We start from the raw sequence: 16,808 nt of genomic DNA on the forward strand, positions 1-16,808 counted from the left end.
CAAGGAGACGGCGCCGCCCGTCTGAAGTGCCGGACGCCGGCCGGCCTACCGGACTCCCACCGCCCGGATGATCTCCTGTGTGACCGAACCCCCCTGGTCGTCACTCGCGGAGGCCCGCAGCGAGATGTACCGGGTGCCGCTCGGCACGGTCAGCGTCCCGTGCCACGTCGCGCCCGCCCCGCCGAGTTGTACGGACCGCCACGACTTCCCGTCGTCGTACGACACTTGGAGCGTGCCGCCGACGATCGTCCCGGTGTCCGGCGCGCCCGCCACGTACGAGGCGCTGATCCCGACCGGTACCCGGCCGCCGCCCCGCACATCGCCCGCGAGGTCGGTGTCGACGTCGAAGGCGAGGTTGAGGAGGGGCAGGAAGGTCCACCGATCGGCAGGCGTGGCCGCCGAGTTGAAGGTCCACTCGGCGTGGCCCTCGGTGGAGAGTTCCCAGCGGTCGGGGTCGAGGGCGGTGTCGGTGACGACCTTGTAGGTGTGTTCGTCGGCGGGGGCGTCCCAGTCGTAGGCGCCGGAGCTGGTACGCCGGTCGACCAGGGTGCCGTCCCGGTACACCTCGGTGGTCTGGGTCATGCCGCTGTCGGCGCTCCACGCATCGCCGAATCCGGTGTGGTCGGGCCCGGAGTCGCCCCAGCCCGGGGTGTTGAACTGCAGCTGGTTTCCCGACCGTTGCTGTCCCCAGCCGAGCCCGGTGCCGAGCCACGGATGCCACACGGGCTTGAACCAGTCGAGGGTGCGATGCGTCCCGCCCGTGTACTGCACCAGCCCGCTGCGTTCCTCCAGCGTGCCGTCCCCGACCGTCACGGACTCCGACCAGCGCTGCCCGGGACCGGTCGACACGTAGTCCGTCCGCTCGGCCGGATAGTCGATGCGCTCCCGGAAGCCGAGCCCGATGGGGAAGGCATCGGTGATCGAGTAGCGGAACTCCCCGCCGCTCACCGGCTTCACCGCGTGGAACTTCGTGTCCAGGACGGCGAGTTGACGGCGGCTGGGCGCGTAGGTCAGATCGGCGTCCGGGATCGCCCCTTGGTGTCCGGCCGAAAGGTCGTACGTGTAGGGCGTGTTGCGCGTCCCCGTCATGTCGACCGTCTTCGCCGCCCGCAGCCGTGCCGCGTCGGCCGCGTTCACCGAGGCGATCTGGAGCGTGCGGTCGGAACCGTCGTCCGCTCCCCACCAGGCGCTGAGCCGCCCGGCCACGTCGTCCGTCACGAACAGCGCCTTGGCTCCCGCGTCTTGGGCGGCCTGCGCGAGCGCGACCGGATCGGCACCGTCGCCGTCGGCGAGGTGGGCGAGCACCGCGCGTCCCCGGACGGCACTGGTGATGGGACCGTCCCCGACATCCACCAACGGCAGTCGGCTGTGCCCCTCGATGAGCGTGCCGCCCGACTGCACGACGGCCTCGCCGATCCCCTTGACCTCCAACAGGGGCTTGCCGAGCCGCCACACGGTCCGGTACTCGAAGCTGCCCTGGGTGACCTTGTCCGTCGGGGCGGCGAACACGCTGTCGTACGTCACCGGCACCTGAACGGCGTCGAAGAGATCGGAGCCGTTCGCGTCCCGGTCGTACTCCATGACCAACTGCCGTGTCTCCGTGCGCCGTTGAACCTTCGCGCTGACCTCCCTGAGCCGCCGCCCGTCCAGGGTGACCTCGCGGTCCCGGTCGAGGGTGATCTGAGGTGCCGCGAGGAAACCGAGCCCGAGCGAGTCGGCACCGCGGCTGCCGCGCACGTCGAGGAAGGAGGTCAGGCTGTAAGTCCCCGGCTGGAGGCGGAGTTTGAGCGTCCCGGAGTCGCCGACAGCCTCCGGGTAGGGGTCGTAGCCCTGCGCCAGCCGCTGCACCACCAGGTCGGCGGCCGTGGCAGTCCCGTCCCGGTCCTTCACGTGCACGGTGAGCGTGTACCGCTCGTCCTCCTTGACCAGCCCGAATGCCGTATGGGCTACGGGAGTTCCGTCCACGGAGGCGACGATCTGCCCGCTGGTGTTCCCGACCTCGGCCTTCGCACCGTCGCCGGTCACTGTGGTGGAGGCGGTGCCGTGCGCGGGCACGGTGAGGGTGGAGTCGGCAAGGGTGGCGACACCGGCCGGGGCTCCCTGGGCCACAAGGCTCAACTGGATGGCTTCGTCGGATGAGTTGGCGTAGGCGAGGGTCTTGGTGACCGGCTTGTTGCCGTCGTACGGCCAGCTGTAGAAGCCGAGGTCGGCGCTGCCGGTGGCGGTGACGCGGGCGTCGACGGCATCGGGCACGTTCACCCGACCGGCCCCCAACTCATAGACGGACGAGTCGAGTTGCTTCGACGTGGACATCAACGCGTCCTTGATCTCCGCGCCGGTCCAGTCGGGATGTTCCTGGGCGAGCAGCGCGGCCGCCCCCGCCACATGCGGTGTCGCCATCGACGTACCGCTCATGGATGTGTAGTACCCACTGCCGTCGACGAGTTGGGAGCGCGCGGCGAGGATGTCGACGCCGGGGGCGGAGAGGTCGGGCTTGAGCGCGTTGTCGCCGTGGCGCGGCCCGGCGCTGGTGAAGTAGGCGGCCTGGTCGTCCGCGTCGACGGCACCGACGGTGAGCGCGGAGTCGGCGGCGCCGGGTGAACCGATGGACGAGGGGGTGCCGGTGTTGCCTGCGGCGATGACGAAGAGGGCGCCGGTTTCCTGGGACAGGGTGTTCACGGCTTGGGCCATGGGGTCGGTGCCGTCGCTGGGTTCGGTCGAACCGAGGCTCATGGACACGACTTTGGCGTGCACGTCCCGCGCGGCCCACTCCATCCCGGCGATGATCTGCGACTCGCTCCCGGACCCCTGGTCGCTGAGCACCTTGCCCACGGCGAGGGTGGCGTCCGGAGCAACTCCCTTCTCCTGCCCGTCGGATGCGGCCCCGCTCCCGCCGACGGTGGAGGTGACGTGGGTGCCGTGTCCGTTGCGGTCGGCGACGTCCTCGCCGTCGATGAAGCTCTTGGTGACGGAGACCCGTTGGGCGAGGTCGGGGTGGGAAAGGTCAACTCCCGTGTCCAGTACGGCGACTGTGACGCCCTTGCCGGTCAGCCCGGCCTCCCAGGCGTGTGCCGTACCGATCTGCGCGTTGCTCTCGGCCATGTCGGCGGTCACCCGCCCGTCCAGCCAGACCTTCCGCACCCCGTCCTGCCGGGTGAACGCCCCCCAGAACCCGCGCCCCTTGTCCGCGTCGACGGCGGCCCCGCGCACACTCGCGAGGGTCCGCGTCCGCTCGGCGCCGCGCGGGGTCACGGCCTGCGCCCCCTTGTCGTACGTCACGATCAGCGGCAGCTCGTCGGTCTTCTGGTCGGCGAGCCCCTGCCGTATCAGCTCGCTCACGTCGAAGAGGCGGCGGTCGAGGGTGCCCGTCCGCAGATAGGGGAGCGCCTCGTCCGGTACGACGGTGATGTCGCCGTTGGCCGTCTGGGTGCGGACGGCTCCGGTGGCGCCCTGGGGGCGCTCGACGCTCACGGTCTTCCGGCCGCCCGCGAGGTCGGTGACGGTGACCTTGTCGCCGGTGACGAGGGTGACGGTGCGGGTGGGGCTCGCGGTGGGGGTGGTGTTCGTGGCCGGGGTGGCGGTGGCCGCCTGTGCCTGTACCGCCGGCAGCAGTGCGACCACGAGCCCGGCCGACAGCAGTACCGCCCCGCGTCTGACTGGTCCTCTGCTCATGCACGCCCCTCTTCGTCGAATCGCGGAGTCGTCGAGTGCTGCGAAGAGTGTCGTGTGCCTTGTGGCGCAAGGGAGTTGAATGGAGCTGGCGGATTGACGCCCCGGCGGTTTCCCGCCAACGCGGCGTCACGAGGACGCCCCCACTGCCCTTTACGCACTCTTTAACTCTGGCATTGCGGACAAATACCCCCATTCAGCGGCACCCCGCCCGGCCCACCACAAGGCGCGCCCGCTCCCTCACCCCCGCACGATGCGAAAGAGGCCCGCCACCCGGCGAAGCCCCGGTCCGCGCTCTCGGGAGAACCTGCCATGACCGTCAGTCTGGAGCAGTTGCGACGCTGCCATTTCGCCGTCGACCTGGGTGCCGCCCGTACCCGCGTCTACGTCAAGGGCGCCGGGCTCGTCGTCGACCAGCCGTCCGCCGCCGCCGTGAACACCCGGACCGGCGCGCTCATCGCCGTAGGAGAGTTCGCGGAGAAGATGACGGGCCGTACGCCCGACTACATCCGGGTCGTCCGGCCCGTCTCCGGCGGCACGGTCGTCGACATCGAGATGGCGCAGCGCATGCTGCGGCACCTGATCGGCGACAAGGTCCGCCGCGCGCTGCGCCGCAAGCCCCGGCTGCGGGCCGCCGCCTGCACCCCGCACGACGCCGATCCGCTGGCGCAGCGGGCCGCGATCGAGACGCTGGTCGGGCTCGGGGCGCGCCGGGTGGAGCTGGTCGACACGCTGATCGCCGCCGCCGTGGGCTGCGGGCTGCCCGTCGAGCGGCCCGAGGCCACCATGATCATGGTGTGCGGGGCCGCCGCGACGCAGGTCGCCGTGCTCTCCCTCGGCTCGATCGTCACCGCCGAGCGCATCCCGGTGGGCGGCGAGGCCGTGGACCACGCGATCGTCCAACACCTGCGCCACGAGCACGAGTTGATGCTGCCGAGCCAGTCCGTACGGCCGCTGCAGGTCGCCCTGTCCGGCAACGGTCTCACCCCGCACGGCCCGACCACCACCGAGATCCACGGGCGGGACGTGGCGAGCGGCCTCGCGCGTTCCGTACGGGTCGACACCGCGGCCGTACGGGACGCGATCGAGACCCCGCTGACCGCCGTGCTCGACGGGATCGGCCGGGTGCTGCGCAACTGCCCGCCCGACCTGGTGGCCGACCTCGCCGACCGCGGCATCATGATGGTCGGCGGCAGCGCGCTGCTCCCCGGCTTCGACCAGATGCTGCGTACGGCGACCGGGATGCCGGTGCACATCGCCGAGCGGCCGGACGTGTGTGCCGTACAGGGTCTGGGCTACATGCTGGAGGGCAAGATCGAGCCGCTGGTCCTGGACCCGCTGGCCACCACCTGAGCCCCGGCCCGGCCGAGGTGGACGACGGCGTCCCCGACCTCTCGCGCCTCCTCGAAGCCGTCCTGAGCGTCGGTTCCGAGCTCGAACTGCGCACCACGCTCCAGCACATCGTGGACGGCGCGGCCGAGCTGACCGGCGCGCGGTACGCGGCGCTCGGGACCACGGACCCCGGGCAGGACGGGCTCACCGAGATCCGTACGGGCGGTGCCGAGCCGCCGCCCGCGGGGGTGCTCAGCGTGCCGATCCACGTCCACGACGAGGTGTTCGGCCACCTCCACCTCGCCGGCAAGCGGCACGACGCCCCCTTCACCGCCGAGGACGAGCAGCTCCTGCACGTGCTCGCCGCCCAGGCCGGCATCGCGATCGGCAACGCCCGCCTCTACGAGACGGCCCGGCAGCGCGAACGCTGGATCGAGGGCGCGGCGGCCGTCACCACCGCACTGCTCACCGGCGAGACCGCGGCCGACGCGCTGAAGACGGTCGCGGAGGGCGCGCGGGCTCTCGCCGACGCCGCCGCGGGCGTGATCCTGCAGCGCACGGCGGCGGGCGGCATGGAGATCGTCACCGCGTCCACCTACGAGGACCCGGGCGACATCGTCGGTACGACCATCGAGCCCGGCAGCCCCGTCCTCGTCCAACTCCTGGGCGGTGAACCGGTGTTCATCGACGACTCGGCGACCGACCCGCGCATGACGACGCATGTACGGCACCGGTTCGGCCCGAGCATGATGCTCCCGCTCCAGGCGGACGGCCGCCTCATCGGCACCCTGGCTCTCCCCCGCCGCCCGGGCGACCGCCCCTACACGGCCGTAGAACGCCTGCTGGCAACGCAGTTCGCGTCCCAGGCCGCGCTCGCGCTGGTCCTGGCCGACGCGCAGCACAGCCGTGAACGCCTCGCGGTGTACGAGGACCGCGACCGCATCGCCCGCGATCTGCACGACCTGGTCGTCCAACGCCTGTTCGCCACGGGCATGTTGCTGGAGTCCACGCAGCGCAGAACCGAGGACACGGACCCGGCCCACGAGCTCCTCGGCCGCGCGGTGGACGAACTCCAGTCGACGATCCAGGAGGTCCGCACCGCGATCTTCGCCCTGCAGCAACCTCCGGCGGAGGCCCCGACGAGCGTACGGGGCAAGGTACTTCGCGAGACGGCCGCCGCCTCCGCCGTCCTGGGCTTCCAGCCCTCGACCCACTTCGTGGGCCCGGTGGACACGGTGGTCCCCGACCAGGTGGCGACCCACCTCCTCGCCGCGCTCCGCCGCGCCCTCACCGCCGCGTCCGGCCGCGCCGACGTGTCCCGCCTGGAGATCACCATCGACACGACGACGCCCCTGCCGGACGGCAGGGACGCCGTGGGACTGAGGGTGTACGACGACGGAGGGACCGGTGACGGCGACGGTGGCGGCACGACGGTCCGGTGGCAGTCGCCGCTGTGAGAGCGACGCCGGAGGGGTGTCAGTGGAGCAGGAGGCGGGGTGTCAGTAGGGCAGGATCCGCCCCGACGGCGTCCTGCGGTCGATGGTGTCGTCGCGAGGCGTGATGGGCCGGCGACTGACGCGAACGCGGATCTGTCGGTTCATGGCGCCCTCCCGAGGCTCATATCTCCTATGCCCCTCTCCTATGCCCCACACTCGCCCTCGCGACTCCCAACAACATCAAGTCCGTACCGTGAGGCCCATGACGACCACCTTCACGCTGCTGCATCCCGGCGCCATGGGCGCGAAAGTCGGCGGCGAGGCGACCCGTACGGCCACCCGAGTCCTGTACGTCCCGACGGGCCGAAGCCCCGCCAGCCTCCAACGTGCCCGCGAGGCAGGCCTGGAGCCCGCCAAGTCCCTCGAATCCGCCCTGGCCGCAAGCGACTTCGTGCTCTCGGTCTGCCCGCCGCACGCGGCGGAGGACGTGGCGCGAGAGGTCCTCACCCACCCCTTCCGGGGCGTGTACGTCGAGGCCAACGCCATCAGCCCGGACCGTACGAGGCGTATCGCGGCGGCGTGCGCGGATCGCGGTGTGTTGATGCTGGACGGCGCGATCGTCGGCGGCCCGCCCGGCCCGGGCAGCGCCCCGCGCCTGTACCTGAGCGGCGACGCAGAGCAAGTCGCCCGGGTGGCAAGGGCGTTCAGGGACACGCACGTCATGGCCCGCCCTCTGAACGCCTCACTCGGTGCCGCGTCGGCGCTGAAGATGGCGTACGCCTCGTACCAGAAGTCGGCGCGGGTCCTGGCCGCCGTGTCGCACGCCCTCGCCGCGCACCACGGCGTGGCCGCCGAACTCGCCCGCGAGGCACGCTCGTTGACGTCCAACATCCTCGCCGAGACCGACCAGCTCCCCAGCGTCGCCGCCCGCGCCTGGCGCTGGGCACCGGAGTTGGAGGAGATCGCGGCCACCCTGCGCACGGCGGGACTGCCGGCGGACATGGCGCAGGGCGCGGCGGCGGTGCTGCGCCGGTGGACGGACGACAAGGACGCCTACGACCTGCCGCTGGAGGAGGTACTGGCCCACCTCAGGACGGAGGGGTGACTCAGGGCGCCGTCGTGGGCGCGACGGGACGCAACTCCCGCACGGTCCCGCCGAGTCGGGAACGGAACCCGTCCAGCAGCTCCGGCGACGCGCTGACGACCCAGCGGGTGCCGACGAGGTACTTGCCGCCGTACATCGCGGCGGTGTCGAGCCAGGTCTCCTTGAAGCGCTCCTCGGGGAACGTGGTGATCCGGTACTCGCCCTGCTCGGTCCGGCACTGGCCCTCGCGCAACTCCTCCGCCTCGATCCGGATCTCGGCGGTGCACCCGGTCAGCCCGGCGATCACCTCGACCTTGGCGGGGGCGACAACTCCGGCCTCGGGGGCGGCGGTCACTGCGGTCGGAGTCGCCTTCCGCCTCTCTTCGGCTCTGTCCTCGCCCCCGCCGCAGGCCACGGCCAGCGGGAGCAGGGCGAGTGCGGCGCTGCGGCGCAGGCGGGCGGTGTGGGCTCGGGGTGTTGACTGCGGTGTCTGGTGGGTCACGACAGGGGGTACGGGTGTGCCGCGCCGCCTGTTCACCCCTTCACAGTCAGCCCTGGGCCAGCACCACGATCCCGCCCAACAGCAGAAAGACCCCGCCCGCGAAGGCAAGACCGGCGAGACCGGCCAGCACCGCCGGCCGCAGGATCACCGACGAGGACGGCGCCGCTGCCGCGCTCAACTGCCGGCGCCGCAGCCCGAGGGCCCGGACACCGGCGAACACGGCCATCAGGCCGATGATCAGATACGCCATGACGTCAGTCTTCCAGGTTTTCGAGCAGTTCCGCGAGCTTGGTGATCACGGTGGACGGGGGGCCCTCGTCGAGGGGGTCGGGGTGGCCGGGGGCGTAGAGCCGGAAGTGCCCCGGTCTCTGGAAGGTCACCGACGCCAGCATGTCGCGGGTGAACGGGTTCGGCATGAAGAGGAAGTCGTGCCCCAGGCCCGGGAAGAACCTGCGCACCGTGGGATTCTCCGCGGCGAGTTCGACCACGTCGCGGTAGTACTCCGTAGCGTCACGGCGGATGATCCGCCACTGCGTCTCCAGCGCGTCGCCCCGCTCATAGGCCAGTTGCAGCTCCGAGAACTCCACGAAGGGCCAACGCGCGGCCATCTCCTCCAGTCCGGTCCCGGCGAGCCAGGCCCGGGCCGCCTCCACTAGCTGGTGCCGGTCCTGGGTACCTCCGTGGGCCCAGCCCCATTTGTCCCGGAGGAACGAGAGAGCGTACGCGTCGCTACCGGTGATCACGTTCACCTTCGCGCGGCCGTCGGTAATGAACGCCAAGGTGCCCGGCCGTTCCTGGGGAGCCTGGAACCGGTGTGGGGAATCCGCGCCGAGTTCGGCGTTGAGTGCCGCGGCCAACGAACGGCCGACCTCGGCGCCGGGAAACTTCGTCATGGCCGGTAGTCCTTCATTTCGTCCGTGATGTCAATCCCGTTCCTGAACCATTGGATGCCCGACCAGGAGCGCGCTTCGTCGACGAAGACCTGGTATTGAATCCTCCCCCTCGTAAACAAGGGGGATTCCTGGCTCAGGCCGCCTCCTGGAGCGGCGCCCCAGGAGGTCTTCTGCCATCGGCACCAGCCGGGTTGAGACCAGCCCGGACGAGCATGACGCGTGCGGAGTTCTTGTCCCTGGGGGTGGAGACTCCGCATGCGGTGCAGGTGTAGGTGCGCATCCCCAGCGGCAGTGCGTGCTTGGCTCTCGCTCCGCAGTGCGCGCAGTCCATCGTGGTGTGCGCGGGGTGTACCAGGTGCACGGCGCGGCCGTGCTTGCGGCTCATCTGGATCAGGGCCTGCTTGGTGGCGCCGATGGCGGTGTCGGCTGCCTTCTTGGCCATGGTGGACTTGGCGAGGAACTTCGGCTTGAAGTCCTCGACCGCGAGGGCGTCGTGGTCGCGGACCACCTTCTTGGCCCACTTGCGGCCGGCGTCCTCACACTGCCGGGCGGCCTTCTTGTACGTCTTGGCCCGCAGCCTCTTCGCCCCGCGGTAGCCCTTGGAGGCGGCCTGCCCCTTCTTGGGCTTGCGGCGGGCCATCATCCGGTCGTACCGGGTCAGCTTCTGCCGCGCCTTCTTGCCGTGCTCGGCGTGGGGGAGGTCGTGCGCGTCGGATGTGGTGGTCGCGGTCTCCGTCACGCCCCAGTCGATGCCGATCACCGAACCGGTCCCGGGCAGCGGCTGGACCTCGGCGGGAACAACGAAGGAGCAATACCAATGGCCGATACCGTCCCGGAACACCCGTACCGAACTGGGCGGCCCGGGCAGTTCCCGCGACCACACCACGGTCAGCGCGATGCCCCCGGCCAGGTACAGGAGCCCGTCCTTGAGGCGGAAGCCGCGCTGTGTGTAGTTCAGGCTCGGGTCGGCCTCGTGCTTCTTCTTGTACTTCGGCATCCCCGCGCGCTGCCGCTGTGGCAGCCGGGCCCTGATGTCCTTCTGCGCTTTGGCACGGGACTTGGCGAAGTCGCGGATGATCTGCTGCTGCGGTACCGAGCTGCCCTCACGCAGCCACGCGTTCGCGGTGCGCGCCCCGGTCAGCATCTTGTCGAGTTGAGCAGGGCCACACGTTCGCTTGTCCACGCCTTCAGGGCGGCTCTTGTTCCACACGTGGGCCTGCTGGGACTTGGCGCAGCTCTCATTCCAGATCCATCGGCAGCGCGCCCGTTCCGCTTCAAGGGCGGCGAGCGCGGTGGACGACACACGAAGCCGGAAAGTCCACCGGGCGCGCCCGGTGTCCTCGGCTTCCTTCACTGTCGCCATGGCCCCATGATGGCCCTATTCTGAGGGTATGGTCAAACTGAACCTCAGACTCCCCGACGCACTTCATGCGCGGCTGACCGCTCGCGCCGCTGCCGACCGGCGGTCCCTCAACGCCGAGATCCTGCACTTCATCGAGGTCGCCCTCAACTCTCGCGTGCTGGACGCCGAATCGCCCGGCGGCGATTCGGCTTCTCCTGCCCCGCTGCGCGGGAAGCCGGATTCCTCCCCGGCGTGAACGCCGGGGCATCCTCCGGTTACTCGGTGAACAACGGCTTCCAGCTGTACTACTCCGCGGGCACCCAGTCCTGGGCCTTCGGCCGGCACAGCACCGACACGACCGCCGCCGCCTGGCGAGCGGTCTACGGCAGCAAGGCGACCGCGAGCCAGTGGACCCACCTGCTCGGCGTCTACGACGCCGGCGCCAAGGAGATCCGCCTGTACGTCAACGGCAGGCTGACGGGCACCAGGGACTGGACCTACACCCCCTGGAACGCCACCGGTCCCCTGGAGATCGGCCGCAAACAGTCCTCCGGCGCCTACGGCGAATACACCAACGGAGCGATCAGCGGCATCCGTGTCTATCCCACGGCCCTGCCCCCGGCGGACGCCGCGTCGGCCGGCGACACCCCGAAGGTCACCCAACTCGACTGACCACCCTGACCGGAGACTCCGCCCCGATCCCCGCCCCGGCTCGACCGGGGCGGGGATCACGCTCTTGGGCCGCTCAGCCGGGGACCCGATTCGGACGGAAGTGCCAAGGGTGAAGTCACCGAACTCCCACCTGGCACAACCCCGGTCGCTGACACGCTGGTTGAGGTGATCACCGGTCGGGGTGATCGGATCAGCTCGATGAGCTGCGCTGTCGGGGGGTGGGCGTGACAGTTCGGCAGGCCGTCGGGGGTTCTGGTGCCGGCGCCGGGCGGGCGGGCGGCGAGGGGCCGCGCGCGGTGCCGCGGCATGTCGCGTGCGTGATGGACGGGAACGGGCGGTGGGCGGCTCAGCGGTCGTTGCCGCGTACGTCCGGGCACCGTGCCGCGGAGACGACCGCGATCGACGTCATCGAGGCGGCGCGGGCGGCCGGAGTCGAGTGGCTGAGCATGTACGCGTTCTCGACCGAGAACTGGGGGCGCCCGAGCGCCGAGGTCGATTTCCTCATGCGGCTGGTGCGCCGGGTGGTGCGCAAGCACGCTCCGCTGCTGCACGCGCGGGGCATCCGCTGTCGCTTCCTCGGTGTCACCGATCCCCGCATCCCCCCGGCGCTGGCCCGGGACTTCGCCGACCTGATGACGCTGACTGCCGGCAACCGCGGTCTCACGCTGACCGTCGCCTTCGATCACGGCGGGCGCCGGGACATCGTCGAGGCCGCGCGGTCGCTGATCCGCGACGGCGTGCCGGCCGACGGCGTGACCGAGCAGACCTTCGCCGCCCATCTGCCCTTCCCGGACACCCCCGATGTGGACCTGGTGATCCGTACCTCGGGTGAACAGCGCATCTCCAACTTCATGCTCTGGCAGGTCGCGTACGCCGAGTGGGTCTTCCCGCCGGTGCTGTGGCCCGACTTCCGCGCGCCGCACTTCCTGGAGTGCCTGCACACCTACCGGCAGCGCGAACGCCGTTTCGGCGGCGTCGTTCCCATCCTGAACGGAGAACCTCGATCGTGACCGACACAGGTTCCGGCATCCCCCAACAGCCGCGCCCGGCTGGAGACTTGGCGCCGGTGTTCGGCCCGGGCTCGCAGTTCGACGAGTCCTTCAGCGATCCTCGCTGGGCCCTGGCCGTGGTGCGGGCGACCGTACTGGAGGCCGCGCATCCGCAGATCGGCGCCGCCCTGATCGACAGCTCCACGTTCGTGGCCCACCCCTGGCGCAGGCTGTACAACACCTTCCTGAGCCTGCAGCGCATGTTCGGCGCCGACGACGACGTACGGCAGCGGGAGGCGGCGCGGCTCAACCGGCTGCACGCGCGGCTGAACGGGACCGACGCCCACGACCGGCCGTACGACGCGCTGGACCCCGCGGCGCGCGCCTGGGTGGTGGCGACGCTGTTCGAGAGCACCGTCACCATGTTCCGGCTGAGCGGACAGCCCCTGGAACAACGGGCCATGGAGAGGCTGTACGCCGAATTCCAGGCGTTCCTGGGCGCCTTGGGGGACGAAGCCGGTCAACTACCCGCCACGCTCCACGAGTTCTGGCGGTACTACGACCGGGTGGTGGAGGAGGAGCTGGAGAACACGGAGGCGATGCGCATCATCCTCTACAAGCTCTTCGACCACCTTCCCGCTCCGCCACTGCTGAACGGTCTGCCCACCCTGTGGGCACTCGGCCGCGCGGTCGGCGGTCCGGTCATCGGAGCCATCACCGTGGCCTCGCTGCCCGAGCCGTTCCGCCGCCGGGCGGGACTGCCCGAACTGCCCGGCGCCCAGACGCTGATGCAGAGCGCCTACCTGACCGTCGGCCTGGCCCGCTTCCTGCCCGACGGCTGGATCCGCGCCGAGAACATCGCCGACCTGCTGTCACTCTCCCCCGACAGCGACGACCCCCGCGCGCGGACCGTCCGCGCCCTGCACCAGAAGATGAGGCGAGCCGGAGCCTTCCTCCGGCTCGTCACGCCCTTCGCCCCGGAACCGGGACCCGAGCCCACCGCACCCGGAGGGATGCGGCGCGACGCGGAGGAGTTCTTCCGGGAGGTGCTGGACCAGACCGGCGACGGCTGCCTGGACTGGCCGGACCTCGCCGCCATGGCCCGCGAACTGTCCACCCGCCTCGACCTCGACGAGCCCGAGGAGACCAGGCTCTACAACGCCTACGCCGACTGGTGGCGGGAACTCCAGAGCGCCCTCGACACCGACGGCGACGGCCGGGTCAGCGCCCAGGAGTACGCCGCGGCCGCCCCGTCCCTGGCCGGACCCGCGCTGATCAGAGTGGCGGAGGTCCTCTTCGACGTCACCGACAAGGACGGCGACCAGCGCATCGACGCGGACGAGTACCGGGCCCTGTTCCGGACGGCGTTCCACCGCGACACCACCGGCACCGACACCATTACCGGCGGCGCGTACACCCGCAGCGCGTTCGTCAAGGACTTCCTGTCCTTCATGTCAGGCCGCCGCCGCTCGACCCCGTACGACCCGCTGCTCGCCCAGGCGTGAAGCCGACAGAACACCAGGGACCAGGCGCGGCCTCAGCGGCTGAAGACGAGTTCGGCCTGGTCGCGCTTGGTGGTGTGCAGGTCCCAGTAGACCGGGGAGATTTCCTCGGGCTGGGCGGTCGGGAATCCGGGGACGGCCGGCGTGCCGATCGACACGTCGATGCCGACATGGGCTGCCTGCACACCGGTGCCGTCCAGTTCCTTGTGCAGGTTGAGCACCCAGTTCCGCAGCGCGGCAGCGGCGGCGTTGACGTTGCCGACCTGTGGGACGGGGTCGATCGAGCCCGCGCCGGTGGTGTAGAGCAGGGTGCCGGCGCCGGCCTCGCGCATCGCCGGCAGGACTGCGCGGGTGGCGGCGATGGCGCCGTAGAGCTGGAACTCGACCTCGTGTTGCACATGGGCGGGTTCGGTCTCGATCGGCGTGGTCAGCACGGTGGAGCCCATGGTGCCCACCGGGGAGTACTCCAGGACGTCGATGCCGCCGAACTGCGCGGCGGCGTCTTTGAGGGCTTGAGCGAGGGCGTCGCGATCGAGTACGTCCGCGGGGAACGCGGCAGCGGTGATGCCCTCAGCGGTGAGCGTGCCAACGAGATCGTCGAGCTTGGCGCGGTTCCGGGAGATCAGGGCGACGTCGTAGCCCTGGGAGCCGAAGGTGCGGGCGATGGCCAGGCCCAGCTGGGGGCCGGCTCCGATGATGGCGATGCTGGTCACAGCGATCCTTTCGCAGAACGCCGTCTAGGCGACGGACGCGTCAAGAGGACGGGACGTTATGGAAAGGGCTATCCGTTTCGTGATTCCGATACGGATAGCCCTTTCCATTTCGGTGCGACCACCGTAGCACAGGAAATGGATAGGCCTTTCCGATTGCTAGACTGCCCGTCATGAACCCCGGCCACCGACACCCCGACGCCCCCGGCGCCCAGCCTGTGCGCAGCGACGTCGAGCGCAACCGCGGCCGGATCCTCGCCGCCGCGCGCACCGTGTTCGGACGCGACGGCCTGGGCGCGTCCATGGCCTCCGTGGCGCGCGAAACGGGCGTCGGGATCGCCACCGTCTTCCGTCACTTCCCCACGAAGGAGGAGCTGGTCGCCGCCGTCTTCTCCGACCGCATGGACGCCTACGCCGACGCGGTCGCCACCGCCCTCGAAGACCCCGACCCCTGGCACGGCTTCGCCGGCTACATCGAGGCCGCCTGCGCGATGCAGGCCGCCGACAACGGCTTCGCCGACGTCCTGACCATGACCTTTCCCACCGCCAGGGCCATGGAGGAACGCCGCAACGAGGCGTACGAGGGCATGGTGGAGCTCATCGGCCGCGCCAAGGACACGGGCCGGCTGCGCGAGGACTTCGACCCCTCGGATCTGGTGCTGCTGCACATGGCGAACCTCGGCGTCGTCAACGCCTGCGGCGATGCCGCTCCCGATGCCTGGCGACGCGTCGTCGCGCTGATGATCCAGTCCTTCGAAGCCCCGGCGCGAGCCCCCCTGCCCTCGCCGCCCGAGCACGACGCCCTCTACAAGGCCATGCTCCGCACTGCCCCGGCGGGCAGGACCGCACAGAAGCCCGACCAGAACCGCTGACCCTGAGCACCCTCCGTCAGCTGACGGAGGGTGCGGAACTGGTCCGTCCACACCGACACCACTCCCCCGGCGGACTTGAAGCCGCTCCGGGAGTCCCCCCGGTCCCCGGCGACCGTGCTGTGCCGCACAGATGGGCCTGCTCGACAAAATGGCCGAAGGCCGCGGGTTCGGGTGCTTCGACACGCCCCCTAGGCGGCCTACGCGGTTGTGGCGATGCCGCCGTCGACGGGGATCACGGCGCCCGTCAGGTATGCGCCTGCCCGGCTGGCGAGGAACACGGCGACACCCGCCATGTCGTCGTCGCGGCCGATCCGGCGTAGTGGGGCCGACGCCGCGATCGCCTCGCCGAACTCATCGAGGGTTGCAGCCATCATCGCCGACGGGAACGGTCCCGGTGCCACGGCGTTCACGGTGACGTGCTGCGGTCCCAGTTCCTTGGCGAGCACTCTGGTGAGTTGATGCAGCGCGGCCTTGCTGCTGGAGTACGAGTAGTTGGGCCGCTGCGGGATGTGGATGGCCGCGATGCTGCCGATGTTGATGATCCGCGCCGGATCGTCGGCGGTGCCCGCCTTGCGAAGTGCGGGCAGCAGTTCCTGGACCAGCCAGAACGGCGACTTCAGGTTGAGGTCGACGACCGTGTCCCAGGCCGCGTCCGGGAACGTCGCCAGCGGCTCGTCCCACAGGGCGCCCGCGTTGTTGACGAGGATGTCGAGACGCTCCGAGTCGGCGGTGACGAGGTCGGACAGTCGCCGACACTCGTCGTGGCGGGACAGGTCGGCGGGGATGGCCCGCACCTCACCGAATGTGGACAGCTGTTCCTGTGCCTGAGCGCACGCTTCCGCGTTGCGTGAGCTGATGACCACGCGGACGCCCGCCTGGAGAAGGCCACGCGCGATCATCATCCCGATGCCTCTGGTGCCACCGGTGACGAGCGCGCGCTTTCCGCTCAGATCGAAAAGTTCCGCGTGCGTTGTGAATTGACTGTCTACCACTTTCCGTCTTTCTCGTTGGTCGTGCGGGATGACGCGTCGACGCGTCGGGGGTTCGGTTCAGAAGAAACTCATGCCCATGCAGCCGGTATAGAGGTCAGGCAGCTTTCCGGGACACCGGCGAGACCCTGGCGATACCGGCATGCCCGCAACGCTATGGCCTTGGCGTGCACTCCAAGCAAGCGGAACAGACAGGCAATCGGCAGGGCGCTCCCGCGGGGCGGCGGCCGCACCCCTGGGCGCCGTCGAGCCGTGGGGCCGCGCGGACGTGGCCTCGACTGCCTGGGTACCGCTGTGCGGCATGAGGGGTCAGGAAATTCCTCTTGCCCTGTCCCGCCACGCCGAATCCGCTCACGCTCAATATCGGCAGCGATTCGCGCACGCTCCGTATCGTTCTCTTCCTTGATGACCGTTCGTTTCGTCTCGCGTTCGCTTCCGCGACTCGACACCAGCGACTTCGCACCACGAAATCGAGCGCCTGCTGACCAAAGCGCGGAACCGCATTCCCGTCTCCGTCAGCAGTACGCCGAAACCGCCAAACCAGCGAGCAGCGGATTGAGCGGATTCCCTGTCCAACGAGATGATGGTCGAACACGAACAGCAACCGCACTTCCGTGCCCCTGCCGAGCCTCCCCGGCGTTGTTGTTTGTTCCGCTTCGACGACACCGAGGTTCTGGAACAGGTCGGCCAGGAGGCCAGGAAACCCTTTCCGTGCTGTCAGTGGGCTCTGTTAGCTTCAGGCACTCGTGTGATCCACGAGCATCAAGTACTCACAGGGGAGGGCCACTTGACCAGGTTCACAAGGACAGGCAGACG

The 16,808-nt window shown here is 70.2% G+C and carries 15 protein-coding genes; 8 read left to right on the plus strand and 7 right to left on the minus strand.

The window, feature by feature from the left end:
- Nucleotides 1-45: 45 nt before the first annotated feature.
- Nucleotides 46-3,672 (minus strand): S8 family serine peptidase, encoded by a 3,627-nt coding sequence (locus ACGFY9_RS24255; RefSeq protein ID WP_393757264.1) that lies wholly within the window; start codon nucleotides 3,670-3,672, stop codon nucleotides 46-48.
- Nucleotides 3,673-3,981: 309 nt separating this feature from the next.
- Between ACGFY9_RS24255 and ACGFY9_RS24260 the strand changes: the two genes are divergently transcribed.
- From ACGFY9_RS24260 to ACGFY9_RS24270, 3 genes are all read left to right on the plus strand, one after another.
- A complete protein-coding gene (locus ACGFY9_RS24260; RefSeq protein WP_393757266.1) occupies nucleotides 3,982-5,022 on the plus strand; it encodes a rod shape-determining protein in 1,041 nt (346 codons plus the stop codon).
- A gap of 17 nt (nucleotides 5,023-5,039) precedes the next feature.
- Nucleotides 5,040-6,458 carry a GAF domain-containing protein gene (locus ACGFY9_RS24265; RefSeq protein WP_393757268.1) on the plus strand — a complete coding sequence of 473 codons (1,419 nt, stop codon included), beginning with the start codon at nucleotides 5,040-5,042 and terminating at the stop codon, nucleotides 6,456-6,458.
- Between the two features lie 241 nt (nucleotides 6,459-6,699).
- Nucleotides 6,700-7,542: a DUF1932 domain-containing protein gene (locus ACGFY9_RS24270; protein ID WP_393757270.1), complete on the plus strand. Its 843-nt coding sequence runs from the start codon at nucleotides 6,700-6,702 to the stop codon at nucleotides 7,540-7,542.
- Nucleotide 7,543: 1 nt separating this feature from the next.
- On the opposite strand, the gene ACGFY9_RS24275 is transcribed toward ACGFY9_RS24270, so the two are convergent.
- The 4 genes from ACGFY9_RS24275 to ACGFY9_RS24290 form a co-directional block, all read right to left on the minus strand.
- Entirely contained in the window at nucleotides 7,544-8,023 is a 480-nt protein-coding gene (locus ACGFY9_RS24275; RefSeq protein WP_393757430.1) for a hypothetical protein, read from the minus strand.
- Between the two features lie 46 nt (nucleotides 8,024-8,069).
- Nucleotides 8,070-8,273: a hypothetical protein gene (locus ACGFY9_RS24280; protein ID WP_393757272.1), complete on the minus strand. Its 204-nt coding sequence runs from the start codon at nucleotides 8,271-8,273 to the stop codon at nucleotides 8,070-8,072.
- A gap of 4 nt (nucleotides 8,274-8,277) precedes the next feature.
- Entirely contained in the window at nucleotides 8,278-8,916 is a 639-nt protein-coding gene (locus ACGFY9_RS24285) for a hypothetical protein (RefSeq protein WP_393757274.1), read from the minus strand.
- A 133-nt stretch (nucleotides 8,917-9,049) separates the two neighbouring features.
- Nucleotides 9,050-10,279, minus strand: coding sequence for an RNA-guided endonuclease InsQ/TnpB family protein (locus tag ACGFY9_RS24290; RefSeq protein WP_393757276.1), 1,230 nt, complete (start codon nucleotides 10,277-10,279; stop codon nucleotides 9,050-9,052).
- A 28-nt stretch (nucleotides 10,280-10,307) separates the two neighbouring features.
- Between ACGFY9_RS24290 and ACGFY9_RS24295 the strand changes: the two genes are divergently transcribed.
- The 4 genes from ACGFY9_RS24295 (at nucleotide 10,308) to ACGFY9_RS24310 (ending at nucleotide 13,424) form a co-directional block, all read left to right on the plus strand.
- Nucleotides 10,308-10,514, plus strand: coding sequence for a toxin-antitoxin system HicB family antitoxin (locus ACGFY9_RS24295; RefSeq protein WP_393757278.1), 207 nt, complete (start codon nucleotides 10,308-10,310; stop codon nucleotides 10,512-10,514).
- The gene (locus tag ACGFY9_RS24300) at nucleotides 10,511-10,930 is read left to right on the plus strand and encodes a LamG domain-containing protein (RefSeq protein WP_393757280.1); all 420 of its coding nucleotides are present in this window, start codon (nucleotides 10,511-10,513) and stop codon (nucleotides 10,928-10,930) included. The genes ACGFY9_RS24295 and ACGFY9_RS24300 overlap by 4 nt, the downstream gene beginning before the upstream one ends.
- A 296-nt stretch (nucleotides 10,931-11,226) precedes the next feature.
- Entirely contained in the window at nucleotides 11,227-11,940 is a 714-nt protein-coding gene (gene uppS / locus ACGFY9_RS24305) for a polyprenyl diphosphate synthase (RefSeq protein WP_393757432.1), read from the plus strand.
- A complete protein-coding gene (locus ACGFY9_RS24310; RefSeq protein ID WP_393757282.1) occupies nucleotides 11,937-13,424 on the plus strand; it encodes an oxygenase MpaB family protein in 1,488 nt (495 codons plus the stop codon). The genes uppS and ACGFY9_RS24310 overlap by 4 nt, the downstream gene beginning before the upstream one ends.
- A gap of 32 nt (nucleotides 13,425-13,456) precedes the next feature.
- On the opposite strand, the gene ACGFY9_RS24315 is transcribed toward ACGFY9_RS24310, so the two are convergent.
- Nucleotides 13,457-14,134, minus strand: a complete 678-nt coding sequence (locus tag ACGFY9_RS24315; protein ID WP_393757284.1) for an SDR family NAD(P)-dependent oxidoreductase — start codon at nucleotides 14,132-14,134, stop codon at nucleotides 13,457-13,459.
- Nucleotides 14,135-14,304: 170 nt separating this feature from the next.
- Here ACGFY9_RS24315 and ACGFY9_RS24320 point away from each other — a divergent pair, with 170 nt between their 5' ends.
- Complete coding sequence (locus tag ACGFY9_RS24320; protein ID WP_393757286.1) at nucleotides 14,305-15,003, plus strand: TetR/AcrR family transcriptional regulator; 699 nt, start codon at nucleotides 14,305-14,307, stop codon at nucleotides 15,001-15,003.
- A gap of 197 nt (nucleotides 15,004-15,200) precedes the next feature.
- On the opposite strand, the gene ACGFY9_RS24325 is transcribed toward ACGFY9_RS24320, so the two are convergent.
- Nucleotides 15,201-15,995 (minus strand): SDR family oxidoreductase, encoded by a 795-nt coding sequence (locus ACGFY9_RS24325; RefSeq protein WP_393757288.1) that lies wholly within the window; start codon nucleotides 15,993-15,995, stop codon nucleotides 15,201-15,203.
- Nucleotides 15,996-16,808 lie beyond the last annotated feature (813 nt).

It is taken from the genome of Streptomyces sp. NPDC048504, assembly GCF_043200035.1.
Lineage (GTDB): Bacteria > Actinomycetota > Actinomycetes > Streptomycetales > Streptomycetaceae > Streptomyces.

Excerpts from the sequence above, each read along its gene's own strand:
- ACGFY9_RS24255 (WP_393757264.1), bottom strand. The coding sequence starts at position 3,672 with ATGAGCAGAGGACCAGTCAGACGCGGGGCGGTACTGCTGTCGGCCGGG.
- ACGFY9_RS24260 (WP_393757266.1), top strand. The coding sequence starts at position 3,982 with ATGACCGTCAGTCTGGAGCAGTTGCGACGCTGCCATTTCGCCGTCGAC.
- ACGFY9_RS24270 (WP_393757270.1), top strand. The coding sequence starts at position 6,700 with ATGACGACCACCTTCACGCTGCTGCATCCCGGCGCCATGGGCGCGAAA.
- ACGFY9_RS24280 (WP_393757272.1), bottom strand. The coding sequence starts at position 8,273 with ATGGCGTATCTGATCATCGGCCTGATGGCCGTGTTCGCCGGTGTCCGG.
- ACGFY9_RS24285 (WP_393757274.1), bottom strand. The coding sequence starts at position 8,916 with ATGACGAAGTTTCCCGGCGCCGAGGTCGGCCGTTCGTTGGCCGCGGCA.
- ACGFY9_RS24290 (WP_393757276.1), bottom strand. The coding sequence starts at position 10,279 with ATGGCGACAGTGAAGGAAGCCGAGGACACCGGGCGCGCCCGGTGGACT.
- ACGFY9_RS24295 (WP_393757278.1), top strand. The coding sequence starts at position 10,308 with ATGGTCAAACTGAACCTCAGACTCCCCGACGCACTTCATGCGCGGCTG.
- ACGFY9_RS24320 (WP_393757286.1), top strand. The coding sequence starts at position 14,305 with ATGAACCCCGGCCACCGACACCCCGACGCCCCCGGCGCCCAGCCTGTG.